This is a genomic window from Amycolatopsis sp. NPDC043885, assembly GCF_056435685.1.
In genome coordinates this window covers 42,746-67,136 of the sequence record NZ_JBWKEA010000027.1, presented here as the reverse complement: position 1 = coordinate 67,136, position 24,391 = coordinate 42,746, and the positions used below count along the sequence as shown (strand labels likewise).

Sequence of the window (24,391 nt, the reverse complement as noted above, 5' to 3'; positions counted from 1 at the left end):
GGGACTTTCGGGTCAGGCCCGCAGGCTCGCGCCGAAACGTTCACCCGCGACCGCGACGGCGGCGTCGCGGGCCTTGGTGGCCTCGTCGACGGTCAGCGTGCGGTCCGCGGCACGGAACCGCAGCTTGTACGCCACCGAACGCTTGCCCTCGCCCAGCTGCTCACCCTGGTACGAGTCGAACAGCGTGATGTCCTCGAGCAGTTCGCCCGCGCCTTCGCGCAGCGCCTCGGCCAGGTCGGCTGACGGGACGCTCGCCTCGGCGACGAGGGCGACGTCGAGCAGCACCGGCGGGTACGCCGAGATCCGCGGCGCCGGACGGCCGTCCGGGATCGGGATCGCGTCCAGGTCGAGTTCCATCGCGACGGTGCGCGGCGGCAGCCCGAGCGCCTCGACGACCTTCGGGTGCAGCTCACCGGCGTAGCCGACGGGCCACTGGCCCACCCGCAGCTGCGCGCAGCGCCCGGGGTGCCACGGCGGCTGGTCCGCGGCGGCGGTGGTCAGCTCGACACCGGCGGCCTGCGCGACCAGCCGCGCGGCCTGCACCGCGTCGGCCCAGTTCGCCTGCTCGCCCGCACCCCACCAGCCGGCACGGGCACGCTGGCCCGCGAGCACGACGGCGACGTGCAGCGGCTGCGGCGGGACCGCCGCCTCCAGCACCGCGAGCTCCTCGTCGGTCGGGCGCCGGTCCACCCCGAGCGAAGGCATCGGGATCGGGTTCGGCCCGGGCAGCACGACCTGTCCGATGTGGAACAGCGAGACATCCTTGAAACCACGGGAGATGTTGCGCTGCAAGGTATCCAGCAGCCCCGGCAGCAAGGTGCTCGCCATCCGGTCCTTATCCGCCTCCAGCGGGTTGCGGACCTTCACGGTGCTGCGGCGGACGTCGTCCTCGGGCAGCCCGAACGCGTCCCAGACCGAGTCCGAGATGAACGGGAAGGGCAGCACCTCGACGTAGCCGTTCTCCGCCAGCGCACGCGCGACCGAACGACGGCGGCGCTGCGTGTCGGTGAGGCCCCGGCCCGCCGGAGCGTCTGGCAGCACCGACGGGATGCTGTCGTAGCCCTCCAGCCGGAGCACCTCCTCGACCAGGTCGGCGGGCTGCACCAGGTCACCGCGCCAGCTCGGCGGGACGGCGGTCACCAACGCGGTGCCGTCCTCGGCCGTGCCCACGTTGACCTTGCAGCCGATCTGCGAGAGCCGTTTGACCGTGACGCCGCGCTCGTAACGCACCCCAGCCACCTGGTCGGGCAGGCTGATCGGCATGGTCACCGGCGGGTTCGGCTCGACGCCGCCCTCGTCGGTGCGGCCGGGCAGGATCGAGCCCTCGCCGTACTGACGCAGCAGGCGTGCGGCGAGCTCGACGGCCACCGCGCACAGCTGCGGGTCGGTGTAGCGTTCGAACCGCTTGGCCGCCTCGGAGAACAGCTTGTGACGGCGGGCCGTGCGGCTGATCGACGACGGATCCCAGTGCGCCGCCTCGAGCAGCACGTCGGTGCTCTCCGGCGTGATCTCGGTCGACGCGCCACCCATCGTGCCGGCGAGCCCGATGATCCCTGTGTCGTCCGCGATCACCACGTCGTCAGTGTCGATCGCACGCTCGACATCGTCCAAAGTGGTCAGCTTCTCGCCCGGCTTGCCCTTTCGCACCACCAGGTCGCCCTTGACCGACCCGGTGTCGTACGCGTGCAGCGGGTGCCCGAGTTCGAGCATGACGTAGTTGGTCACGTCGACCGCGAGCGAGATCGAGCGGATACCCGACAGCATCAGGCGGCGGCGCATCCACCACGGCGTCGGCGCGGTCGCGTCGAGGTTCTTGACCCGGCGCAGCACAAACCGCTTGCAGCCCTCGGTGTCTTCGAGGTGCACCGGCCAGACATCGCTCTCGGCCTCGGGGACCTCGATGGACGCCGGGTCGCCGAAGGGGACGTCGAGCGCGTTCGACAGCTCGCGAGCCAGGCCGCGGACCGACAGGGTGTACCCGCGGTCCGGGGTCGGCGTCACCTCGAGGACGGTGTCGTCGAGGCCGAGCAGCTTGTTCGCGTCCTCGCCGGGGCTGGCCGTGCTCGGCGGCAGCACCAGGATGCCGGAGTGGTCGTCACCGATGCCGAGTTCGCTCGCGGAGCAGATCATGCCGTCGCTGAGGCGGCCGTAGGTCTTGCGCGCGCCGATCTCGAACCCACCGGGCAGCACGGTGCCGGGCAGCGCGACGACGACCAGGTCGCCCTCGGCGAAGTTCGAGGCGCCGCAGATGATTCCGCGGGTCTTGATCCCCGTGGGGCCTTCGTCCTCGAAAGGACCTTCGTCGTCGTCCTCGTCATCGTCGAGGTTCTCGTCGGGCTTGTCGGTGTCGTCACCCGATTCGCCGACGTCGACCCGGCAGAAGCGGACCGGCTTCTTGAACTCGGTGAGCTCCTCGATCTCGGCGACGCGGCCGACCACGAGCGGGCCGGTGACCGGTTCGAGTTTCCGGACGTCGTCGACCTCGATGCCGATGCGCACGAAGGCGTCGGCCAGATCCTGGGCCGTGACCTCCTCGTCGACGTCGAGGTGTTCGGTCAGCCAGCTGGCTGGGACCTTCACTCAGGCCTCCGTTCCGAAGGGCAGGGTGAACCTGATGTCGCCCTCCACCATGTCGCGCATGTCCGGGATTCCGTTGCGGAACTGCAGGGTGCGCTCGATACCCATGCCGAAGGCGAAGCCCGAGTAGACCTCGGGATCGACGCCGCAGGCACGCAGGACGTTGGGGTTGACCATGCCGCAGCCACCCCACTCGACCCAGCCGGGTCCGCCCTTCTTCTCCTCGAACCAGACGTCGACCTCGGCCGACGGCTCGGTGAACGGGAAGAAGTGCGGGCGCAGGCGGGTCTTCGAGGTACCGCCGAACATCGCGCGGGCAAAGGCGTCGAGGGTGCCCTTGAGGTGCGCCATCGTCAGGCCCTTGTCCACCGCGAGCCCTTCGACCTGCGAGAACACCGGGGTGTGCGTGGCGTCGAGCTCGTCGGTCCGGTAGGTGCGGCCGGGGCAGACGACGTACACGGGCAGGTCACGGTGCAGCAGCGTGCGGGCCTGCACCGGCGAGGTGTGCGTCCGCAGCACCAGGCCGGAGTCCTCCTCGCCGAGGTAGAACGTGTCCTGCAGCTGGCGCGCGGGGTGGTCCTTGCCGAAGTTCAGCGCGTCGAAGTTGAACCACTCGGCTTCGAGTTCCGGGCCTTCGGCGATCTCGTAGCCCATCGCGATGAACGCGTCGGCGATCCGATCCGACAGGGTCGCGATCGGGTGCCGGGCGCCCCGGGGCACGCGGTCCCACGGGAGCGTGACGTCGACGGCCTCCTCACGGAGCACCTTTTCGTCACGTTCTGCTTGGAGCACGGCTCGGCGCGCGTCGAACGCGGCCTGGATGCCCTGGCGCGCTTCGTTGACCCGCTTGCCGGCCTCGGCCTTCTCCTGCTTCGGCAGGGCGCCGATCTCGCGGCGGGCGAGCAGCAGCGGAGACTGGTCCCCGAGGTGGGCGGGTTTGACCGCGGCCAGCGCGTCGAGATCCGCCGCGGCCGCGAAATCGGTCTCGGCCTGTTTGACGGCGGCCGTCAACGTTTCCGGCGCGAGCGTTCCCGCCTGGGGGTCCTGCTTGTCGTTGGCTTCGGACATAACTCCTCGGCGTCCGCTGGGACTGGTCCGGTGCACGCGAGCGCACACATGGGTTTAGCAGCTGCTGAATTCTATGGGACAGCGAACGGCGGCCCCCGATCACCCTCGGGCTGGGCACACCGTCACTCGGACGTGCGAAATCCGCGCTCTACGCCGTAAACAAGGTGCTGGAACGAACACTGCGTTCCATGAGAGCTCCCTTGTGTCGTGATGCGACGGCGTGACGCCCGCGACTCTACGTGGTGGCGGCCCGCGAAGCCATCGCATTCGTGTACACGCAGATCGCGGCGGCCGTCGCGAGGTTGAGGCTCTCCGCCCGGCCGTACATCGGGATCTTCACCGCGAGATCGACCGTCTTCAGGACCGCCCGTGGCAGTCCGTGCGCCTCGTTGCCGAAGACCCACGCGGTGGGCTCGTCGAAGGTCACCTGATCGAGCTCGGTGTCGGCGTAGCCGTGTGCGCCGAAGGTGCGGAGTCCGGCGGCGGAGCAGGCCTTCAAGGCCGCGTCGACGTCCCGGATCCGCGTGATGGCGGGGTGGAACAGGCTGCCGGCGGCCGCGCGGACGCATTTGCCGTTGTGCGGGTCGACGCTGTCCCCGGCGAGGACGACCGCGTCGGCGCCCGCGGCGTCCGCGACCCGGATCACGGTGCCCGCGTTACCGGGGTCCGCGACGTCGACGAGGACGACGACGAGCTTCGCGCCCGGCTTCAGGACGGTCTCTTGTGGACGGTCGACGAGCGCGCAGACCGCGACGATGCCTTGCGGCGTCACGGTCTCGGACAATCCGTCGGCCGCGCGATCGGTGATCGGCGAGACGGAGACGCCCGCCTCACGCGCGGCGGCGAGCAGGCGCTCGTGCTGCGCGGCGGCGCGTTCGGTCACGAACAGCTCGTACACCGTGCCGCCGTGTTCGAGCGCGGCTTCGACCGCGTTCGCGCCTTCGGCCAGGAACCGGCCGGTCTTCTCGCGCTCGGCCCGGCGGGTGAGCTTGCGCGCAGCAACGACCCGGGGCGTCCGTTCGGTGAACGGAGCAGCCCCGGGTCGGTGAAGAGCGCTGTCGCCGGTCAGGCCGACTTCTTCTCTTCGGTGTTCACGTTCGCCTTGGCCAGCTCGGCCAGCGCGGTGAACGCGGCGGCGTCGTTGACGGCGAGGTCCGCGAGGATCTTGCGGTCGACCTCGACACCAGCGGCCTTGAGGCCCTGGATGAACCGGTTGTAGGTCACGCCGTTGGCGCGGGCCGCCGCGTTGATCCGGGTGATCCACAGCTGGCGGAAGTCACCCTTGCGGGCACGACGGTCCCGGTAGGCGTAGTTCAGCGAGTGAAGCGTCTGCTCCTTCGCCTTGCGGTACAGCCGCGAACGCTGGCCGCGGTAGCCGCTGGCGAGCTCGAGAGTCGCGCGACGCTTCTTCTGGGCGTTGACAGCCCTCTTGACGCGTGCCACTGGGTCCATCCTGTCGATCTGGGGGCGCGCTGGCGCGCCCGGCGTTTACAAAAGTGCGGGGTGTCAGCGGCCGAGAAGGCGCTTGACGCGGCCGACGTCGTTCTTGGCGATCTCGGTCGTGCCTTCGAGGCGACGGGTGAGCCTGTTGGACTTCTTCTCCATCAGGTGGCGGCGGCCGGCCTTCTGGCGGCGCAGCTTGCCCGAACCCGTGACGCGGACACGCTTGGACGTCCCGCTGTGCGTCTTCATCTTCGGCATTACGTTGTCCTCTTCCGTGCGGCGGCACACCGGTGTTGCCCGGTGTGCCGCTGACATGTGCTGGTCGGCGCTACGCGTCGGCGGGCGGCTCGGACGACTCGTCCTTGGCTGCCTTCGCGGCCTTCTGCGGCTTCACGTTCTTGTGCGGGGCCAACACCATGATCATGTTGCGACCGTCCTGCTTCGGCGACGACTCGACGAAGCCGAGCTCGGTCACCTCGTCGGCGAGCTTCTGCAGCAGGCGGAACCCGAGTTCCGGCCGGGACTGCTCGCGACCGCGGAACATGATCGTGACCTTTACCTTGTTGCCTGCCGCAAGGAAGCGCGACACGTGACCCTTCTTGGTCTCGTAGTCGTGCTGGTCGATCTTCGGCCGCAGCTTCTGCTCTTTGATGACGGTGAGCTGCTGGTTGCGGCGGGACTCGCGGGCCTTCTGCGCGCTCTCGTACTTGAACTTGCCGAAGTCCATGAGCTTGCATACGGGCGGGCGTGCCTGCGGGGCGACCTCGACGAGATCGAGATCGTTCTCCTGTGCCAGCCGCAGCGCATCTTCGATCCGGACGATGCCGACCTGTTCACCGGCCGGCCCGACGAGGCGGACCTCCGGTACCCGGATTCGGTCGTTGATGCGTGTCTCGGCGCTGATGGGGCCTCCCTGGTTCGAGGTAAATTCTTCTACCGTTTCGACCTGGTGCCCACATACCTAAGGCCCCGGTACCGTGCGGTACGCGGGGCCCACTCTTTCCGATCGTGTTCGATCTCCAGAACCGAACACACCGCCTCGACGCCCGAAATCGTCTTGGCGAGACCGGACCCGGACACCTGGTGTTGCGGCGGTGACACGGGTGGGAGCGGGGCTCCACTTGCCGCCCCCGATCGCTCGGGGGCTGGTCGCTCGTGGAAGGGTACCAGACGTGTCAGATGAACCCGTTCAGCAGCCCCCGTATTCCCCGGACGTCCGCGACCTGGAGGACATCCCGAGCGTCGAGGTGATCAGCAGGGCGGCCGTCATGCTGCTCTCCGCCGGCGCCGAACGCCTCGGCCTCGCGGACGAGGACCCGGCCAGCTCACCGCACCGCGACCTCGACGAGGCCCGCCGCCTGATCACCGCCCTCGCCGGGCTGGTCACCGCTTCGGCAGAGTACCTCGGCCTGCACGCGGGCCCGTTGCGCGACGGCCTGCAGTCGCTGCAGAAGGCGTTCCGCGAAGCTTCGGCCGTGCCCGACGCTCCCGGTCAGGGACCGGGCGAGAAGTACACGGGGCCGGTCTACTAGGTCTTCCCGCCCCCTCTGGCGTGCCATGAAAGGTCCTTTCCTTGCAAATTTCGCAAGGAAAGGACCTTTCATGGCATCGGCCCCTTTTCCGAACCGGCCGATGCCAACTAACATTTCAGATGTGAGTGGGTTGGCGAAAGTACCGAGGTCCCTCCTCCGGGACGAGGCCTACGAGAGCATCCGGCGGGCGATCATCGACGGGACGCTGCCGCCGGGGACGAACCTGCGCGACGGCGACCTCGCCGATCAGCTGGGGCTTTCCCGGGCCCCGGTGCGCCAAGCGCTGCTGCGGCTCGTCGAGGACGGTCTCGTCGAGTCGAAGCCACAGAGCTACACGCGCGTCGCGAGGTTCGTTCCCGACGACGTCCGTGACGCACTGGAGCTCGTCCGGGCGCTGCACGAGTTCGCCGTCCGGGCGGGTGCACCCCGGATGGGACCGGTGGAGGTCGCGGCGATGCGCGTGGCCAACGCCCGGTTCGCCGACGCGATCGCCGCCGGGGACATCGCGGCCGCGATCGCCGCCGACGACGAACTCCACGACGTCCCGGTGGCCGCCGCGCGCAACCGGGCGATCGCCGCGACGCTGGCTCGCTACACACCCCTGCTGCGCCGTCTCGAGTACGCCCGCTTCGGTTCCCTGCCCGCCCACCGGTCGGTCCAGCGCCACGCGGAACTGGCCGACGCCATCGAAGCGGGCGACGTCGACGCGGCCTGCGCGATCACCGCCACCATCTGGACCGAACTCGAAGACCTTCTGGAGACGCCATGACCCTCGCCGATTTCCCGCGCTACCCACTGCTGTTCGGCCCCTCCCCCGTCCATCCGCTGGAGCGGCTCACCGCTCATCTCGGCGGGGCGAAGGTCTGGGCGAAACGCGAGGACGTCAACTCCGGGATCGCGTTCGGCGGCAACAAGACCCGGAAGCTCGAATACCTGGTCGCCGACGCGCTGGCCTCGGGCGCGGACACGCTGATCTCGATCGGCGGCGTGCAGTCGAACCACACCCGCCAGGTCGCCGCGGCCGCCGCGCGGGCCGGGCTCAAGGCCGTACTGGTGCAGGAGAGCTGGGTCGACTGGAACGACCCGATGTACGACAAAGTCGGCAACATCCAGCTCTCGCGCATCCTCGGCGCGGACATCCGGATGGTCGAGGCCGGGTTCGGCGTCGGCTTCAAGGAGAGCTGGGAGAACGCGGTCAAGGAAATCGAAGCCGGCGGCGGGAAGCCGTACGCGATCCCGGCCGGCGGCTCGGACCACCGTCTCGGCGGGCTCGGTTTCGCGAAGTGGATCGTCGAACTCGAAGCGCAGGAGGCGGAACTCGGCGTCTTCTTCGACACGGTGATCGTCTGCTCGGTGACCGGCAGCACGCAGGCCGGGATGGTCGCCGGGGCCGCGCTTTCCGGTAAGCCGCGCCGGATCCTCGGCATCGACGGGTCGGCGAAACCGGCCGAGACACGCGATCAGATCACTCGCATCGCCAGGGCGACCGCGGAACTGATCGGTGCCGGCGAGATCGAGGAGGTCGAGCTGGACGAGCGCTACCACGCCGGGATCTACGGCCTCCCGGACGAGTCCACGCTGGACGCGATCCGGACGCTGGCCCGGTTGGAGGGAGTGCTCACGGATCCGGTGTACGAGGGCAAGTCCATGGCGGGGCTGATCGATCTCGTCTCGCGCGGGGAGATCGCGCGGGAGTCGAATGTGCTCTTCGCGCATCTGGGCGGGCAGCCCGCGCTGAACGGCTACACGAGCGTCCTGTGACCTCGTGAGTGGTAAGGACGGTTAGAGCCAACGGTGTCTTGCGTACCTACCGGAGGTGGCTGCCGGTCGATCGCGGGTCCGTGAAGGCCTCCTTCCCTACGCTCAAGGTAGGGAAGGAGGCCTTCACGGACACCAGAACGCCGGCAACGGCACGTTAAGGCTGGCCCAGGTCCCTCGTGAGTGGTAAGGACGGTTAGAACCGTCCTTACCACTCACGAGGCGCGGGGTCAGTCCGTCACGGCCAGGACGTCGATCTCCACCAGCAGCCCGGCGGGCAGGCCGACGTACACGGTGGTGCGGGCCGGGTGCGGCGCTTCGCCGATCAGCTTGTTGTAGACCTCGTTGAACGCGCCGAAGTGGTCGACGTCGGTCAGGTACACGCGCACCATCATCGCGTCGGCCAGGCTCGAACCGGCGGCCTCGAGCACCGCCTCGATGTTCTTGAAGGTCTGCTCGGTCTGCTCACCGACGGTCTCGCCGACGATGGCGCCGGTGGCCGGGTCGAAGGCGACCTGGCCGGCCACCTGCAGGATGTTGCCCTTGCGGACCGCCTGCGAGAACGCGGCCACCGGCTTCGGCGCGTTCTCCGTGCTGATCGCGGTCTTGCTCATTCCAACTTCCCCTTTCGGTTCCCCGTCCATCCACTGTGGACGGAAGCTTCTTCGGCGGCGGCGATCAGCTCGGGCACGAGCCCCATCAGGCCGTCGTAGTCCAGCAGTACCTTCGGCACCGACACGGACGCGGCGGCGAGCACCACGCCGCCCGGACCGCGGACCGGCGCGGCGACGCAGTGGATGAAGTCCTCGTGCTCGGCGTTGTCCACCGCGTAGCCGCGGTCGGCGACGAGCGCGAGTTCCTTCATGTAGGCCTCAGGGGTGGTGATCGTGTTCGGCGTCCGGACGAAGAAGTCGATCCTCGACACCACGTCCGCCTGCTTCTCCGGCGTCATCGCCGCGACGAGCACCTTGCCGACGGCGGTGCAGTGCAGGGGCGCGCGTTTCCCGATGCGGGAGTACATCCGCACCGAATGCCTGCCCTCGAACTTGTCGATATAGACGACCTCTCCGTCCTCATAGGACGCGAGGTGCACGGTGTGCCCGGTGCGCGCGTTGAGCCCGGCGAGCGCGGATTGCGCGGTGCGGCGGACGTCGCGATCCTCCAGCGCCTGTTGTGCGAGGTCGAAGAGCGCACTGCCCAGCCGGTAGTACCGCTGCCCCTCCCGGCGCACGAAGTGGTGCGCCTCCAGGGTGCGCAGCAGGCGCAGCACGGTCGACTTGTGCACGCCGATCTCCTCGGCGAGCTGGTCCAGTGTCTTCGGCTCACGGGCGAGCCCGCTCAGCAGCGTGAGCGCCCTGTCCAGGCTCTGGCTCATCCGCCCACCACTCCCTTGTCCGTCAGCTTGGCCGCCGCCCATGCTGCCTCATCCGCCCCGAGGAGCGTTTCGACGACGGACGCGGGCAGCGGCCGGCCCACGTCGTCGTGGGTCAGCAGGGTGGCAGCGGCCTGCAGATGACCGCGTCGCAGCCGGGTCGCGGGGTCGTCGCCGCGCAGGGTCGCGGCGAGGAAACCGGCCGCGAAGGCGTCACCGGCGCCGACCGGCTCCACGACGTCGACCTGGAGCGCGGGCGAGAACAGCGGTGCTTCGTCGCCGTCGATCAAGGTCACGCCGCGTGCCCCATGCTTGACGACCAGCGTCTTCGGTCCGGGCACGGCGGCGCGCAGCCGCGCCGGGTCGCCGGTCCCCCACACCCGCTCGGCCTCGTCCTCGCCGGCCAGCACGATGTCGGCGCGCGCGGCCAGTCCGGCCAGCACCGACGGGTCGCGTCCGGTCCACAGCGCGGGCCGGAAGTTCACGTCGAACGACGCCAGCGTGTCGCCCCGCGGTCGTTCCATCAGCGCCCGCACCAGATCGAGACAACCGTCCGACAGGGCGGGCGTGATCCCGGACAGGTGGATCACGCGCACCCGGTCGAGATCGAGTTTCCCCAGCAATCCGGCGTCCATTCCGGACGCGGCCGAGCCCTTGCGGTAATAGCGCACGGGGCTGCCGTCAGCACCGCTTTCCTTGATGTAGAGCCCGGTCGGGCGTGTCCGGTCGACCACGACCCCGCTGACGTCCACCCCCGCTTCGCCGATCTCACGCACCAGCGCGCGGCCGAACGGATCGTCGCCGACGGCGCTCACCCACGCGCTGGTGAAACCCAGCGCCGGGAGGTGGCAGGCGACGTTCGATTCGGCGCCTCCGATGCTTCGCACCCACTTACGTACCTCGTCGGGCGGCCCGGGTTCGGCCGGCACGAACAAGGCCATCGACTCCCCGATGCACAACACGTCAGTGCTCTTCATCGCGCCGACCGCCATCCCGCTGCCAGGGCGCGCCTCGCGGAATCATGCCGCCTCGCGACCGAAAAGCGCCCCGCCATCGCGATAGCGGGGCCTCCGGCCGACAAGGCGCGACCCCGAAAGATCAAAAGATTCCCGGGCGGCCAAGGCTCACCTGTCACTTCCGCGTCTCCTCGTCGTCACCCCGTTGACCTCTAGCGGACCGGATGCTACACCTATCCCACGCAATATGCGCAACGTCCGTTGCAACATACGCAACCGAGGTGAACCTCATGTTCGAAGCCGGCACCATCGATTCCGCCGCGGTCGCGGCCGTCCGGGAGGAGCGCGTCGACTGGCGCTTCCGCTCGGTCGCGCCCTCGCTGTCCGGTCTCACGATCGGCGAGGCCGCCGCCCGCGGCGCCAAGCTGTTCGACGACGGCTTTCTCGGCCCGTTCGTCGTTCTCGACGAAGAGGCCGTCGAACACAACCTCCGCACGATGGCGGGCTGGTGCGCCGAACGTGGGGTCGCGCTGGCCCCGCACGGCAAGACGACGATGGCGCCGCAACTGTTCGAGCGGCAGCTGAAGCACGGCTCGTGGGGCATCACCTGCGCGAACGCCGGCCACCTCAGGATCTACCGCGCATTCGGCGTTTCCCGGATCCTGCTGGCGAACCAGCTGCTCGACCCCTCGGGCCTGAAGTGGCTCGCCGCCGAACTCGACGCCGACGACGACTTCGAGTTCGTCTGCTGGGTCGACTCGGTCCGCGGTGTCGAGCTGATGACCGAAGCCCTGCGCGGCGCTCGCCGCAAGGTGGACGTCCTGGTCGAACTCGGCGCCGAGGGCGGCCGCACGGGTGTCCGCGACACCGAGACCGCTCTCGCCGTCGCCGAAGCCGCGCACGCGAGCCCGGCTCTGCGGTTGCGCGGATCCGGCGGCTACGAAGGCGCGCTTTCCCACCACACCGACGAAAAGTCGCTCCAGCTGATCAGCTCCTATGTGGATGGTCTGCGGGAACTCGTCTTCGCCTTCCACGCCAAGGGCCTGCTCGACGAGGCCGGCCGGATCATCGTCACCGGCGGCGGCAGCGCGTACTTCGACCGCGTCGCCGACGAGCTCACCAAGGACTGGGGCGGCCTGGACGTCCTGCCGATCCTGCGCAGCGGCGCCTATGTGACCCACGACGACGGCTTCTACCGGGTGATCTCGCCATTGGGCGAGCAGCCGCGCATCGACGGCGTCGCCTCGTTCCGTCCCGCGCTGCGCGCCTGGGCGCAGGTCACGTCGAAGCCGACGGACGAACTCGCGCTGCTGACCATCGGCAAACGGGACGCCTCGTTCGACGAGGGCATGCCCGAGCCGCGCCTGATCCGCAAGGGCGACGGGCAGACGTCCGCACTCGAAGGTCACTCCATCCAGAAGATGAACGACCAGCACGCCTTTCTCACCCTGCCCGCGTCGTCGCCGGTCGAGGTCGGCGACTGGATCGCCCTCGGCCTGTCGCATCCGTGCACCGTTTTCGACAAATGGCCCCTGATCCCGGTCGTCGGCCCCGACGGCGAGACCGTGCTCGATTTCGTCCGCACCCATTTCTGAGTGTCCGCTGGTGAACCCGCGCGTGAAGCGACACAGCGGGTTCACACGTTCGGTCACCTATACAGGTCGATCTTCAGCTACGCCAACAATTTCTGATCCGTCCTCCACCGCCGCAGAGGAAGAATCGCCATGGACATCGTTGTCCGCTCCGCACTGGTCGCCGACGGCACCGGGGATCCGCTCACCAGGCACGACGTGGGCATCACCGACGGCCGGATCGCCAGTGTCGCCGAACCCGGCTCGCTCGCGGGCCGCCGCACCATCGACGCCGAAGGACTCGTGCTCGCGCCCGGGTTCATCGACATGCATTCGCATTCCGACCTTCAGCTGCTCGCCAATCCGGATCACCTCGCGAAGCTCTCCCAGGGCGTCACGACCGAGGTGCTCGGGCAGGACGGGCTCTCCTACGCGCCGGTGAACGACGACGTCCTCGCGGCGCTGCGCCAGCAGCTCGCCGGCTGGAACGACGATCCGGCGGGCTTCAACTGGAACTGGCGTTCCGTCGGCGAGTACCTCGACCGCCTCGACGCGGGGGTCGCGGTCAACGCGGCGTACCTCGTGCCGCAGGGCACCGTCCGCATGCTCACCGTCGGCTGGGAGGACCGGCCCGCGTCCGAAGCCGAGATGAACGCGATGAAGGAACTCATCGCGACCGGGCTGGCCGAGGGCGCGATGGGCATGTCGTCCGGGCTCACCTACACGCCGGGCATGTACGCGACCACCGAAGAACTCGTCGAGCTGTGCCAGGTCGTCGGCGAGCGCGGTGGCTTCTACAGCCCGCACCATCGCAGCTACGGCAAGGGCGCGCTCGAGGCGTTCGGCGAGATGGTCGACGTCTCCCGCCGTTCGGGCTGCCCGCTGCACCTCGCGCACGCCACGATGAACTTCTCCGTGAACAAGGGCAAGGCGCCGGATCTGCTGGAGCTGCTCGACCGGGCGCTCGACGACGGCTGCGACATCACCCTCGACACCTATCCCTACCTTCCCGGCGCCACGTACCTTTCCGCGCTGTTGCCGAGCTGGGCCACCGAAGGCGGGCTCGACGCCACGCTGGCCCGGCTGTCCGATGTGGACACCCGCGAGCGGATCCGCGCCGAGATCGAGGAGACCGGATCCGACGGCGCCCACGGGGTGCCGATCGACTGGGAGGCCATCGAGATCAACGGTGTCCGCCGGGACGAGAACGCCCACCTCGTCGGGCATTCCGTCGCCGCGTCGGCGCAGCGAGCAGGCAGGCCGGCCGCGGAGCTGTACTTCGACGTCCTGATCTCGGAGAAGCTCGGAACGTCCTGCCTGATGCACGTCGGGCACGAGGAGAACGTCCAGGCGATCATGCGCCACCGCACGCACACCGGCGGCAGCGACGGGCTGCTCGTCGGCGCGCGGCCGCATCCCCGCGCCTGGGGCACGTTCCCGCGTTACCTCGCGCGCTACGTCCGCGAACTCGGCGTCCTCGACCTCGCCGAATGCGTCGCCCACCTCACCGGCCGCGCGGCGGACCGCCTGCGGCTGACCGACCGGGGTCTCGTCCGCGCCGGCTACGCCGCGGACCTCGTGCTGTTCGACCCGGAAACCGTCGCCGACACCGCCACGTTCGACGAGCCGCGGCAGCAGGCCGCCGGTATCCCCTATGTCTTCGTCAACGGTGTCGCCGCCATCGACGATGGTCAACCGACCGGCGCCCTCGCCGGCCATTCACTGCGGAACCCCGGGAGTGCCCGATGATCGACTGGCTCCAACACACGACGGGAGGTCTCCTGACCCTCGCCGCCGTCTCCATCGCGGTGTTGTTGTTCCTCATCATCAAAGTCAAACTCGAGCCCTTCATCGCGCTGATCGTGGTCGGCCTGCTGACCGCGCTGGCCGCGGGCCTGCCGGTCGTCCAGATCGTCGGCTCCGCGCAGAAGGCGTCGGATTCCCTGCTGGAAAAGGGTTTCGGCGGGATCCTCGGCCATATCGCCGCGATCATCGGACTCGGCACCATCCTCGGGTCCATTTTGGAGCGATCGGGCGGGGCGAAGGTGCTCACCGGCGCGCTGCTGCGGGCCATCGGTGAGAAGCGGGCCCCGCTGGCGATGGGTCTCGCGGGCTTCGTCTTCGGTATCCCGGTCTTCTTCGACATCGGCATCTTCGTGCTGGCGCCGCTGGTCTACGTCGCCGCCAAACAGGGCGGCCGCTCGCTCGTGCTGTACGCACTGCCGTTGCTCGCCGGACTTTCGATCACGCACGCGTTCCTCCCGCCGCACCCCGGCCCGGTGGCCGCGGCCGGTCTGCTGCACGTGGAACTCGGCTGGATCATCCTGATGGGCCTGGTGTGCGGTATCCCCGCGTTCCTGGTCGGTGGTGTGCTGTATTCGACGTGGATCGGCAAGCGCGTCGACGTGCGGGTTCCCGCGGAATTCCTGGTCGCCGAGGAAGAAGGCGAGAAGGAAGCGAATCCGCCGTCGCTGGGACTGGTGCTGGCGATCATCGCCGTCCCGCTGGTCCTGATCCTCGCCGGGACGTTCGGCAGCATCTGGCTTCCCAAGAACTCCGCGCCCGCCGGTGTCGCCGCGTTCGTCGGCACCCCGGCGGTCGCGCTGACGATTTCGGTACTGCTGGCGTCGTGGCTGCTGGGCCTGCGCCGAGGCTTGACGGGCAAGGATTTGAGCGAGCTTTCGGCGAAGTCGCTGCGCCCGGTCGCGATGATCCTGCTCGTGGTCGGCGCGGGCGCGTTCTTCGGCGCCGTGCTGGCCGCGACGGGGATCGGCAAGGCCGTCGCGGGTTCCCTCGACAACGCCGGTCTCCCGGTCATCCTGGCGGCGTACGTGATCAGTTGCGGAATGCGCATCGCGCAGGGTTCGGCGACGGTCGCGATCGTGACCACGAGCGGCATCGTCGCACCGACGGTGGCGACGCTGGGCTATTCGCAGATACAGCTCGCGCTGCTGGTCGTCGCGATTTCGGCGGGTTCGATCATCGCCTCGCACGTGAACGACGGCGGTTTCTGGATCATCTCGCGGTACTTCAACATGACCGTGCCAGAGACCCTGAAAACCTGGACCGTCCTGGAAACCGTCCTTTCCGTTTCCGGTTTCGGCGTGGCAGCATTGCTCATGGCAGTGGTTTAAACCACCTGACGACTGGGAGAGATCACGATGACCGGACTGGATCGACGCACCTTCCTCGGCGCCGTCGGAGCGGCTGGACTCACCACCGTTCTCGGTTCCCACCTCGCGAACGCCTCCGAACAATCCTGCGGACCGAAGGGAACCGGGGCCATCTACGTCAGCAGCTACACCAGTTCCGGGCACGGGCTCGATGTCGCTCACCGGGACGCGGCGAGCAACGCGCTCGTCATCGACCGGACGATTCCGGGAGTCAGCAACGCTTCCTGGTTCGACATCAGCGCCGACCGCAAGACTCTCTACGTGACCAACGAGGACGAGAACGGCCAGATCTCCTCGTTCAGCCTGGCCGATCCGGCGAAGCCCAAGCTGCTCAACAAGAAGTCGGCCAAGGGCCAGCACCCGACCCATCTGAGCGTCCACTCGAGCCAGAAGTACGTGCTGGCCGCGAACTACAGCAGCGGCAGCGTCGTCGTCCTCCCGATCCTCGCGGGCGGGAAGCTCGGCGACGTCGTCGATCTGGCCCAGCACAAGGGCGCCGAGCGCCAGGCGCACGCGCACCAGGTCGTCAACGACCCCACCGGCAAGTGGGTGCTCGCGGTCGATCTCGGCGCGGATTCGGTCTACGTCTACAAACTCGACACCACGACCGGGAAACTCAGGCTGAACCAGCAGCTGAAGCTCCCGTCCGGTGCCGGGCCCCGGCATCTGGCATTCCACCCGAACGGCAAGTACGCGTACATCCTCGGCGAGCTCCGTGCCGAGGTGACCGTCGCGGCGTGGAACCCGGTCACCGGGAAACTCACCGCCGGACAGGTCGTCCCGGCCGTTCCGGCGGGCACCCCCGGCGAGCAGTACCCGGGCGAGATCACCACGTCCAAGGACGGGAAGTTCGTCTACGCCTCCGTGCGCGGTTCCGACACGATCGCGTCGTTCGGCGTCAGTGAGGACGGGAAGTCCTTGAGGCTGCTGAACAACGCACCCGTCGGCGGTGTCTACCCGCGCCACATCACGCTCGACCCGACCGAGCGCTGGTTCTACGTCTCGAGCGACAAGTCCGGCACGCTCAGCTGGCTGCCGCGCGATCCCGGTACCGGTCTTCCGGGGGCCGTCGCCGGGAAACTGGCGCTCCCCCAGGTCAATTCCGTCTTATTCGCCTAAGGAGAAGAACCCATGAGAACTCGCGTCCTCATCGCGGGCCTCGCGACCGTCGGCCTCGTGGCGGGCTGCGCGCCGGCCCAGAACACCCCCGCCGCGAGCGGCGGTGACGAGAAGACCGGCACGATCCGCGTCTGGCTGTTCGACGAGGCCAACCGCGCGCCCAAGGAGGCGGCGGTCAAGGAGGCGATCACCGAGTTCAAGGCGGCGCATTCGGGCGTCGAGGTCGACGTCCAGTGGATTCCGGTGGAGGGCCGTGCGGACAAGTTCTCGGGCGCCTTCAACGATCCGGCGAGCGCGCCGGACGTCGCCGAGTTCGGCAACACCGACGTGTCCAGCTACGCCGCCACCGGCGCGCTGGCCGACCTGACCGGCGATCTCTCGTCGTGGAAGGAAGGGGCCGACATCCTGCCCGCGGTCCTGGAGACCGCGAAGTCCGGCGGCAAGACCTACGGCCTTCCGTGGTTCACCGGTATCCGCGCGTTGTACTACCGCACGGACCTCTTCGCCGAACTCGGCCTCAAGCCGCCGGCGACGCTGGCGGAGCTGACCGAGACCGCGAAGACGATCCGCGCCAGGAAGCCGGAGCTGTACGGCATCTCCGTCGGCGGCAAGTACACCTACGCGATGCTGCCGTTCCTGTGGGCACACGGTGGCGAGATCGCCAAGCAGGACGGCGGCAAGTGGAAGTCCACGGTGGACTCCGAGCAGGCCAAGGCCGGGGTCGCGGCGTACGCGAACCTGCTGAAGGCGGACATCTGCCCGCCCGAGCAGTGCGCCAACCTCACCGGCACGCAGAGCATCACGGCGTTCGCCGGTGGCAAGGCCGGGATGTCCATCGGTGGTGACTTCAACCGCAAGGCCGTCGAGGCCGGCCAGGTGAAGGGCAAGTACGCGATCATCCCGATCCCGGGTACCGAGGCGGGCAAGATCGCCCCGGCGTTCGCGGGCGGCAACCTGCTGGGCGTGTTCAACGCGACCAAGCGCAAGAGCCTCGCGGTCGAATTCACCCAGCTCCTCGGTGGCGCGAAGTACCAGGAGAAGATGTACGTCGCCATGGGCAACCTGCCCACGCTCGGCAGCGTCCAGCAGAAGGTCGCCGCGAGCGACCCGTCGGTCAAGCCGTTCGTCGACACGCTCACCGCGGGCACGAAGTTCGTCCCCGCCACCGCGGCGTGGTCGAAGATCGACGCGCAGAACGTCCTGCCCACCGCGATCCAGCAGATCGCGACCGGTGGCAAGGACCCCGCGGCGGCGCTCACCGCCGCGGCCGCCGAGATGAACAAGGCGTTCGGCTAAGTGGTCACCCAGGAAATCCCCCGCACCACGGCTCCGGCCGTCCCGGCACGGCGGTCGCCCCGCCGTCGCCGGGACGGGCGGGCGGCCCTGCTCTACCTGGCGCCCGGTGGCATCCTGCTGCTGGCGATGCTGGTGTACCCGATCTACCAGCTCGTCCTGATCTCGTTCTACGACTACGGCCAGCCGCAGGCGGTCGGCAACGCCCCGCTGGTGTTCCTCGGCTTCGGCAACTACGTCGAACTGCTGGAGAACCTTCAGTTCTGGGAGGTGCTGGCCAAGACCCTCGGCTTCACGGCGGTCTGCGTCGTCGGCAGTCTCGCGCTCGGGACGGGACTCGCCGTGCTGGCGACCCGGGTCCGCGCGTGGGCGCGGGTCCCGCTGTTCCTGGCGGCGCTCGCCGCGTGGGCGACGCCGGCGATGGCGGGCTCGTACGTCTGGCTGTTCCTGTTCGACGCGGACTTCGGCCTGGTGAACGAGGTGCTCTCGGGCATCGGGTTCACCGGGATGGCGAACCACTCCTGGACGTTCGACACCTACAGCACGTTCGGGCTGGTGGCGGCCGAGGTCATCTGGTGCTCGTTCCCGTTCGTCATGGTGACGATGTACGCGGGGCTCAAGGGGGTGCCGGAGGAGGTCATCGAGGCCGCGTACCTCGACGGCGCGTCGACCTGGCGCACCACGTGGTCGATCACGCTGCCGATGGTGCGGCCGCTGCTGACCATCGCCACCATCCAGTCGATCATCTGGGACTTCAAGATCTTCACCCAGATCTACGTGATGACCAACGGCGGCGGCGTGGCCGGGCGCAACCTCGTGCTCAACGTCTTCGCCTATCAACAGGCCTTCGCCGGACAGGAATACGGTCTCGGCGCGGCGCTCGGAGTCGTGATGACCTTGCTGCTGCTGTCCATCACCGGGTTGTACGTCCGGTCGCAACGCCGGAGCGCGGGATGGGTGTGACGACGGGCCGCCGGGTGCGCAGGCCCGGCAGGCTGATCGCCGAGATCGTCTGCGTGGTGATCGCCGGGATGGTCGCGTTCCCGGTGTACTGGATGGTGCTTTCGGCGTTCAAGCCCACCGGGCAGATCCAGGCGGAGAACCCCCGGCCCTGGACGCTCACGCCGACTCTGGAGCATTTCGAACGGGTGCTCAGCGGCGAGGGTTTCGCGATGTTCTTCCTGAACAGCGTGATCGTGGCCGTCGTGGTGGTGGCGTTGTCGCTGCTGCTCTCGTTCCTCTCGGCGGTCGCGCTGACGCGTTTCAACTTCAAGGGCAGGACCGTGCTGCTGGTGATGGTGCTGGTGGCGCAGATGGTGCCGGTGGAGGCGCTGACCATCCCGCTGTTCTTCCTGATGCGGTCGGTCGGCGACGTCGCGCCGGCGTTCGGCACCAACCACCTCGGCTCGCTGATCCTGGTGCACCTGGCGTTCAGCCTGCCGTTCGCGATCTGGATGCTGCGCGGCTTCGTCGCCGCGGTGCCGCAGGAGCTGGAAGAAGCGTCGAAGATCGACGGAGCGAGCAGGATGCGGTTCACCTGGCAGATCCTCTTCCCGCTGGTGGCGCCCGGCCTGGTGGCGATCAGCGTACTGGCGTTCATCCACGCCTGGAACGACTTCCTGTTCGCGAAGACGTTCATCATCTCCAACACCGAGAACCAGACGCTCCCGCTGGCGATCCTGGTGTTCTTCAAACCGGAGGACACCGACTGGGGCGCGGTGATGGCGGGTTCGACGTTGATGACCATCCCGGTGCTGGTGTTCTTCATTCTCGTGCAACGACGACTCGTGTCCGTCATGGGCGGCGCGGTGAAGGGCTGACATGCCTGGCTTCGAAACCTTGCTCCCCCGTCCCGTCTCGGTGGAACCCTTGCCGGGACACTGCCCAGTACCGTCCGAAGTGGACGTGCGCCGTGACGATCTGCTGCCCGCCGAGGGCTATCGGCTGGAGATCGATCCGTCCGGCGTGACACTGCACGCGGCAGACGCGGCAGGCGAGTTCTACGGCCGCCAGACGCTCCGGCAGCTGATCGGGCCGGACGCGTTCCGGGCCGCGCCGATCCACAGTGGACAGCAGACTATTCCGTGCGGCGTGGTCACCGACCACCCGCGGTTCGGCTGGCGCGGCTGTTTACTGGACGTGGCAAGGCACTTCCGGACCAAGGCCGAGGTGCTGCGGTTCATCGACCTGATCGCCGCGCACAAGCTCAACGTGCTCAACCTGCACCTGACCGACGATCAGGGCTGGCGGATCGAGATCCCCGAGTTCCCCAGGCTGACCGAGGTCGGCGGCTGGCGGAAGTCGTCCATGGTCGGGCGGCACGACGGTCCGGAACGGGACGGGCGTCCGCACGGCGGGTTCTACTCGGCCGACGATCTCCGCGAGATCGTCGCGTACGCCGCGGCGCGTTCGGTGACCGTGGTCCCGGAGGTCGACATCCCCGGCCACGCCAGGGCCGCGATCACCGCGTACCCCGAGCTCGGCCCGGAAACCGGCGAGCCGTGGGAGGTGTGGACGAGCTGGGGTATCAGCACGTCGCTGCTGAACACGGAGAAGTCCACTGTGGACTTCTTCAAGCGGGTCTTCGACCACGTGCTGGAGATCTTCCCGTCCGAGGTCATCGCGCTCGGCGGTGACGAAGTACCCGGCGCGACCGAGGAACACGGCCGGTTCGTCCGTGAGATCGCGCGGCACCTGGTCGATCGGGGGCGTCGTCCGCTCGGCTGGGACGAAGTGCTCGAAGCGGGCGACCTTCCGCCGATGGTCATCGGCTCGTGGCAGAGCGAGGCGGCCGGCGCCCGTGCGGCGGCCGCGGGCCACGACGTCGTCATGTGCCCCGAGGAGCACGTGTACCTGGACCACCGGCAGTCCGACCACCCCGATGAACCGATCCCCGTCGGGTACCTGAGCACGCTGGAGAGCTTCTACGGCTACGAGCCGGTGCCCGCCGATTTTCCCGAGGGGAAGTCGATCCTCGGCGCGCAGGCGCAGGTGTGGTCGGAGCATCTCGACACCGCGCGGCGGGTGGATTACGTCACCTTCCCGCGCCTGTGCGCCTTCGCGGAGGTGGCGTGGAGCGATCCGGACGGGCGGGACTACGCGGAGTTCCTGCCGCGTTTGCGGGACCACCACCTGCCGCGACTGGACGCGCTGGGCGTCGAGTACCGGCCGCTCGACGGGCCGCATCCCTGGCAGACGCGGCCTGGAGTTCCGGGGCGGCCGCGGCAGCGGTAAGCACGTGGGCTCGGCGCCCGCATTAAGCGCGTGAAGGCCCCCTTCCCCTTGGCTCAGCCAAGGGGAAGGGGGCCTTCACGCGCGGCCGCTGTGCCTGCTGTGGTCGCTGGTGCACCTGACCCAACGATAAGCCCGGCCAAATCCAGTAGGTACTTGAGGCGCTCTTGGCCCTGACCCCGGATCGCCACTCACGGCCGCGGCATTCCGGTCAGGACAGGCCGGTCCTCTCGGTGACCGTGTGGATTTTGGGACATCTGACGTCCCGAAATCCACACGGTCCGCGCACCCGAAGTGTGTGAGGGCCCCTTCCTTGCGACAGGTGCAGGGAAGCGGGCCATCATGGGGTGATGAGTGATCAGTCCGCACGGTGGGTCGACGCCACCCAGCTTCCTGAAGAACTCGTAGCACTCATCGACACCCTCCGCCCTGGCGAGGACGTGCTCATCACGCGGAACGGCGAGACGATCGGAACGATTTCCGGCGCTGTCCGCGAAGAACCGGTGCGTTCGGCGGACTCCGACGGCATCACGGTCGTGGCAACCGCTATGAAGCTGTCGGCGGCGGCCAGGGATTCGCTGTCCGAGCGGCTCGGCCCCGGCTACCTCGTCCTGGACTTGCGCTCGGCTCCCCCGAGCGTCGACGTCCTGCTGGTCCCGCCGGGCAGCCCGCAGTTGATCGGCAACTTCCGTGCGCTGTACCCGAAGGCGCGGATCGTGATCACGGAGATCGAAGACGCTGAGCTAGGGGTCAAGTATGAGGGCCCGGTGCGCCGTCTTCTCGACGCCGGCGCGGAGGCCTATCTCCCGTCTAGCACGATCCCGCGGCTGGCGGAGCAACTGGACCGGACCATGACCCGGCTGAACCAGCTCACCGGTGACACGTCGGTTCCCCTGACCATCGAAGCGCCGGGAGGCCGCGCGCTCGAGTGATCAGCGAGAATCGAAGTCGCCGATGTTCAACCAGCCCACGTGCTCGTCCCAGCTGTCCCAGAAGACCTGCTTCTCGGCAGCCCGGTAGCGATGCCGGTATCCCATCAGCTCGCCACAATCAAAGCTCTCCTCGGCGAGATCGGGCGTGCCGAACACTTCGAGGAACTCGTCACGGGAGCGCAGGTACCCGAAGTGGGCGAGGAGACCACGCCCGGCACCGTACAACGCGAACCCGGAGACCATCCCGTCGACGATCCGGCAGCTGAACTTGCCGGAAAAGTGAACGATTCCCTCGGTTTCGACGACGCTCTCGACCACCTCTTCACGCGAGAGGGGCTCCCCCTCCGCGCCGTAGTACTCCGTGGCCCGGCCGCTTCCGGCGATCACGCGGTGGACGATCGGCGAGAGCGTGACCTCGATGACGCTGTCGCGGGCGACGGTATCGGCGGCCTTCGCCCCATAACGGACACCGGCGAGGCTCAGGCCGCGCGGATCGACATCCGGCCGGGTGAGGACGTCCAGATCGTCGAGTATCTCGATCACCCGATGAAGCGTAGTGCCGGCGGCCAGGCGACCTCGACGAACCGCGGCCGGTAGATCCGCGCGTCCTCGAAGTTGTCGCCGTGGTCGAGGCTGTTCACGTTGTACGACACCGTGAGCTTCCCGGGACGGCTCAGCTGCGGATGCGCTGTCGCGTCGTAGACGATGCGCCGGTCGCCGGCTTCGGGTGCCCGGTGGAGAACGACGGGATCGCAGAACGGGCCGGTCGGCGAACTCGCGGCGTAGGCGAGCATCACCGGGCTGAAGCCGGAGCTGGTGTCCATGGTGATCAGCACGTATTCGCCGCCGACACGGGTCACCGAGAACGCCGTCCCGATCCCGGACAGCATCCGGACCGAGTGCTCCTCGTGGGACGACCAACCGGCGCCGGTCCAGAACTGCCAGGGTCCGCGAAGGCCCCCGACGGGCACCCTGGCGAGCCGGAGATGGCCTTGTTCGGCACCGTAGAGGTAGGTGTACTCGCCGTCTTCGAGCAGCTCCGATCCCCACGCGACCTTCTCGCTCACCGGGATCACCAGCAGCTCGGACGGCGTCAGCGCGGGCAACCGGAACGTGGCCAGCGACGTCCCGGTGCTCCGGAAATCGAGGCCGCCTGGCCCCGTTGTCTCGTACCGGTTGTAGAGCACCCGCAGGACATCGTCCTCGACGACTCCGTCGCCGACCCAGTAGTGCTCACCCGAACCCGCGAGCCCGATCAAGGCCTCCGGCTCGTCCGCGGTTCCGCCGTGCAGCGTCTCCCCCAGCGTGCCGTCCGGACGCTGGACGACCAGGGTGTTGCGGGCGATCGGGCTGTCCCGGGGGCGGCTGTGGTCGGGGTCCACCGTGCCGAGGAACGTGTCCGAGAACAGCCACGCGGTACGGCCGTCGGGCAGCGGCACCGACACCGTGCGATCCCCGCCGGTCCAGTGGCCGCCCTGGTCGCCGTAGTCGTTCCAGAGTTCGTTCAGACCGGCGACGGGAGCCACCGGCGGCGGCGCGGACGCGATCCCGCTGCTCGCCACCACGGCGCTGAACAGCAACGCGGCCGGCACGAGAATCCTCGACGCCCGGCGCATCGGATCATGCTAGAGGCGCCGAGGATTTTGTACGACCCTTGTGCGCCAGGTGATTACCGTCCGCGGGATGTCCGGGAAACTGCTTTCCGTGGCCGTGCTCGCCGCCGTCGCGTGCACCGGGTTCACGACGGCCGAAGCCGCCTCGAAGACCTACTACGTCGACCAGGTCTCCGGTAGTGACACCGCGAGCGGCACTTCGCAGCAGACCCCGTGGAAGTCACTGGCGAAAGTCTCCGCCACCACGTTCGCGGCGGGCGACACCGTTCTGTTGCGTCGCGGAGGTGCCTGGTCCGGCGGCCTCATCGTCAAGAGTTCGGGTGTCACGATCGGCGCGTATGGCACCGGGGCGCGGCCGGTCGTCAAGGGCAACGCCGAGGCGTGTGTCGATCTTCCCGGGAACGACACCGTGGTGAAGGACCTGCAGGTCGGCGTCGCGGCCGACGCGGGACGCTGCTCCTGGGCCGGAGTGAAGGTGTCCGGTGACCGCAACAAGGTGCTGTCGAACCTGATCACGGGCGCCGGCGCGGGCGTGTACATCGCGCCGTCGGCCGAGGGCACCGAGGTCACGCAGAACGACCTCGTCGACAACGACCACATGACCGTCGTGACGCCGGGCGGCAACGACGACGTCGACGGCAACCCGGTCTTCGCCGGCGCGCGGGTCGATGCGGGCGCCTACGAGTTCCAGGATTAGACGTCCGTGAAGGCCTCCTTCCCTACCTTGAGCGTAGGGAAGGAGGCCTTCACGGA

General features: G+C 68.6%; 24 protein-coding genes. 13 read left to right on the top strand and 11 right to left on the bottom strand.

The annotated features are described in order from the left end of the window. Window positions 1–12: 12 nt before the first annotated feature. The 6 genes from pheT to infC all read right to left on the bottom strand — a co-directional run bounded on the left by pheT (window position 13) and on the right by infC (window position 5,992). Window positions 13–2,580, bottom strand: coding sequence for a phenylalanine--tRNA ligase subunit beta (gene pheT / locus AC069I_RS42095; protein ID WP_478229383.1), 2,568 nt, complete (start codon window positions 2,578–2,580; stop codon window positions 13–15). After that, a complete protein-coding gene (pheS, locus tag AC069I_RS42090) occupies window positions 2,581–3,645 on the bottom strand; it encodes a phenylalanine--tRNA ligase subunit alpha (RefSeq protein WP_034321604.1) in 1,065 nt (354 codons plus the stop codon). A 235-nt stretch (window positions 3,646–3,880) separates the two neighbouring features. Then, on the bottom strand, window positions 3,881–4,714 hold the full coding sequence (locus AC069I_RS42085; RefSeq protein WP_478229404.1) for a TrmH family RNA methyltransferase: 834 nt from the start codon (window positions 4,712–4,714) through the stop codon (window positions 3,881–3,883). Beyond that, a complete protein-coding gene (rplT, locus tag AC069I_RS42080) occupies window positions 4,711–5,088 on the bottom strand; it encodes a 50S ribosomal protein L20 (RefSeq protein ID WP_005163284.1) in 378 nt (125 codons plus the stop codon). Before rplT ends, AC069I_RS42085 begins: the two co-directional genes overlap by 4 nt. Window positions 5,089–5,151: 63 nt before the next feature. Next, window positions 5,152–5,346, bottom strand: a complete 195-nt coding sequence (gene rpmI, locus AC069I_RS42075) for a 50S ribosomal protein L35 (RefSeq protein WP_007028043.1) — start codon at window positions 5,344–5,346, stop codon at window positions 5,152–5,154. A gap of 70 nt (window positions 5,347–5,416) precedes the next feature. Next, complete coding sequence (gene infC, locus AC069I_RS42070; RefSeq protein ID WP_125789870.1) at window positions 5,417–5,992, bottom strand: translation initiation factor IF-3; 576 nt, start codon at window positions 5,990–5,992, stop codon at window positions 5,417–5,419. 268 nt (window positions 5,993–6,260) lie between these two features. On the opposite strand from infC, the gene AC069I_RS42065 reads away from it, so the two are divergent. The 3 genes from AC069I_RS42065 to AC069I_RS42055 all read left to right on the top strand — a co-directional run bounded on the left by AC069I_RS42065 (window position 6,261) and on the right by AC069I_RS42055 (window position 8,381). Beyond that, window positions 6,261–6,620 (top strand): DUF1844 domain-containing protein, encoded by a 360-nt coding sequence (locus AC069I_RS42065; RefSeq protein ID WP_005163289.1) that lies wholly within the window; start codon window positions 6,261–6,263, stop codon window positions 6,618–6,620. Window positions 6,621–6,750: 130 nt separating this feature from the next. Beyond that, a complete protein-coding gene (locus AC069I_RS42060) occupies window positions 6,751–7,389 on the top strand; it encodes a GntR family transcriptional regulator (RefSeq protein WP_478229403.1) in 639 nt (212 codons plus the stop codon). Further along, window positions 7,386–8,381 (top strand): 1-aminocyclopropane-1-carboxylate deaminase, encoded by a 996-nt coding sequence (locus AC069I_RS42055; protein WP_478229382.1) that lies wholly within the window; start codon window positions 7,386–7,388, stop codon window positions 8,379–8,381. The genes AC069I_RS42060 and AC069I_RS42055 overlap by 4 nt, the downstream gene beginning before the upstream one ends. A gap of 227 nt (window positions 8,382–8,608) precedes the next feature. On the opposite strand, the gene AC069I_RS42050 is transcribed toward AC069I_RS42055, so the two are convergent. The 3 genes from AC069I_RS42050 to AC069I_RS42040 are packed head-to-tail and all read right to left on the bottom strand — an operon-like array spanning window position 8,609 to window position 10,727. Then, entirely contained in the window at window positions 8,609–8,992 is a 384-nt protein-coding gene (locus tag AC069I_RS42050) for a RidA family protein (RefSeq protein ID WP_034321592.1), read from the bottom strand. Then, entirely contained in the window at window positions 8,989–9,753 is a 765-nt protein-coding gene (locus tag AC069I_RS42045) for an IclR family transcriptional regulator (RefSeq protein WP_340688357.1), read from the bottom strand. Before AC069I_RS42045 ends, AC069I_RS42050 begins: the two co-directional genes overlap by 4 nt. Beyond that, a complete protein-coding gene (locus tag AC069I_RS42040; RefSeq protein WP_478229381.1) occupies window positions 9,750–10,727 on the bottom strand; it encodes a sugar kinase in 978 nt (325 codons plus the stop codon). Before AC069I_RS42040 ends, AC069I_RS42045 begins: the two co-directional genes overlap by 4 nt. Window positions 10,728–10,996: 269 nt before the next feature. Here AC069I_RS42040 and AC069I_RS42035 point away from each other — a divergent pair, with 269 nt between their 5' ends. The 9 genes from AC069I_RS42035 (at window position 10,997) to AC069I_RS41995 (ending at window position 22,025) form a co-directional block, all read left to right on the top strand. Next, window positions 10,997–12,301 carry an amino acid deaminase gene (locus AC069I_RS42035; protein ID WP_478229380.1) on the top strand — a complete coding sequence of 435 codons (1,305 nt, stop codon included), beginning with the start codon at window positions 10,997–10,999 and terminating at the stop codon, window positions 12,299–12,301. A 129-nt stretch (window positions 12,302–12,430) separates the two neighbouring features. Further along, window positions 12,431–14,026 (top strand): N-acyl-D-amino-acid deacylase family protein, encoded by a 1,596-nt coding sequence (locus tag AC069I_RS42030; RefSeq protein WP_478229379.1) that lies wholly within the window; start codon window positions 12,431–12,433, stop codon window positions 14,024–14,026. Next, window positions 14,023–15,411: a GntP family permease gene (locus tag AC069I_RS42025; RefSeq protein WP_478229378.1), complete on the top strand. Its 1,389-nt coding sequence runs from the start codon at window positions 14,023–14,025 to the stop codon at window positions 15,409–15,411. The genes AC069I_RS42030 and AC069I_RS42025 overlap by 4 nt, the downstream gene beginning before the upstream one ends. A gap of 27 nt (window positions 15,412–15,438) precedes the next feature. Beyond that, window positions 15,439–16,569: a lactonase family protein gene (locus tag AC069I_RS42020; protein WP_478229377.1), complete on the top strand. Its 1,131-nt coding sequence runs from the start codon at window positions 15,439–15,441 to the stop codon at window positions 16,567–16,569. A 12-nt stretch (window positions 16,570–16,581) separates the two neighbouring features. Then, window positions 16,582–17,865 carry an extracellular solute-binding protein gene (locus tag AC069I_RS42015; protein ID WP_478229376.1) on the top strand — a complete coding sequence of 428 codons (1,284 nt, stop codon included), beginning with the start codon at window positions 16,582–16,584 and terminating at the stop codon, window positions 17,863–17,865. Next, the gene (locus AC069I_RS42010) at window positions 17,866–18,825 is read left to right on the top strand and encodes a carbohydrate ABC transporter permease (protein WP_125688506.1); all 960 of its coding nucleotides are present in this window, start codon (window positions 17,866–17,868) and stop codon (window positions 18,823–18,825) included. Then, window positions 18,816–19,682 carry a carbohydrate ABC transporter permease gene (locus AC069I_RS42005; protein WP_016335410.1) on the top strand — a complete coding sequence of 289 codons (867 nt, stop codon included), beginning with the start codon at window positions 18,816–18,818 and terminating at the stop codon, window positions 19,680–19,682. The genes AC069I_RS42010 and AC069I_RS42005 overlap by 10 nt, the downstream gene beginning before the upstream one ends. A 1-nt stretch (window position 19,683) precedes the next feature. After that, on the top strand, window positions 19,684–21,096 hold the full coding sequence (locus AC069I_RS42000) for a beta-N-acetylhexosaminidase (protein WP_478267861.1): 1,413 nt from the start codon (window positions 19,684–19,686) through the stop codon (window positions 21,094–21,096). Window positions 21,097–21,443: 347 nt separating this feature from the next. Continuing rightward, entirely contained in the window at window positions 21,444–22,025 is a 582-nt protein-coding gene (locus tag AC069I_RS41995) for a hypothetical protein (protein WP_478267860.1), read from the top strand. Here AC069I_RS41995 and AC069I_RS41990 read toward each other — a convergent pair whose 3' ends face one another. Next, window positions 22,026–22,568 (bottom strand): hypothetical protein, encoded by a 543-nt coding sequence (locus AC069I_RS41990; RefSeq protein ID WP_478229373.1) that lies wholly within the window; start codon window positions 22,566–22,568, stop codon window positions 22,026–22,028. Continuing rightward, window positions 22,565–23,641, bottom strand: coding sequence for a DUF5005 domain-containing protein (locus AC069I_RS41985; protein ID WP_478267859.1), 1,077 nt, complete (start codon window positions 23,639–23,641; stop codon window positions 22,565–22,567). Before AC069I_RS41985 ends, AC069I_RS41990 begins: the two co-directional genes overlap by 4 nt. A 67-nt stretch (window positions 23,642–23,708) precedes the next feature. On the opposite strand from AC069I_RS41985, the gene AC069I_RS41980 reads away from it, so the two are divergent. Continuing rightward, on the top strand, window positions 23,709–24,335 hold the full coding sequence (locus tag AC069I_RS41980; protein ID WP_478267858.1) for a hypothetical protein: 627 nt from the start codon (window positions 23,709–23,711) through the stop codon (window positions 24,333–24,335). The last annotated feature ends 56 nt before the right edge of the window (window positions 24,336–24,391 follow it).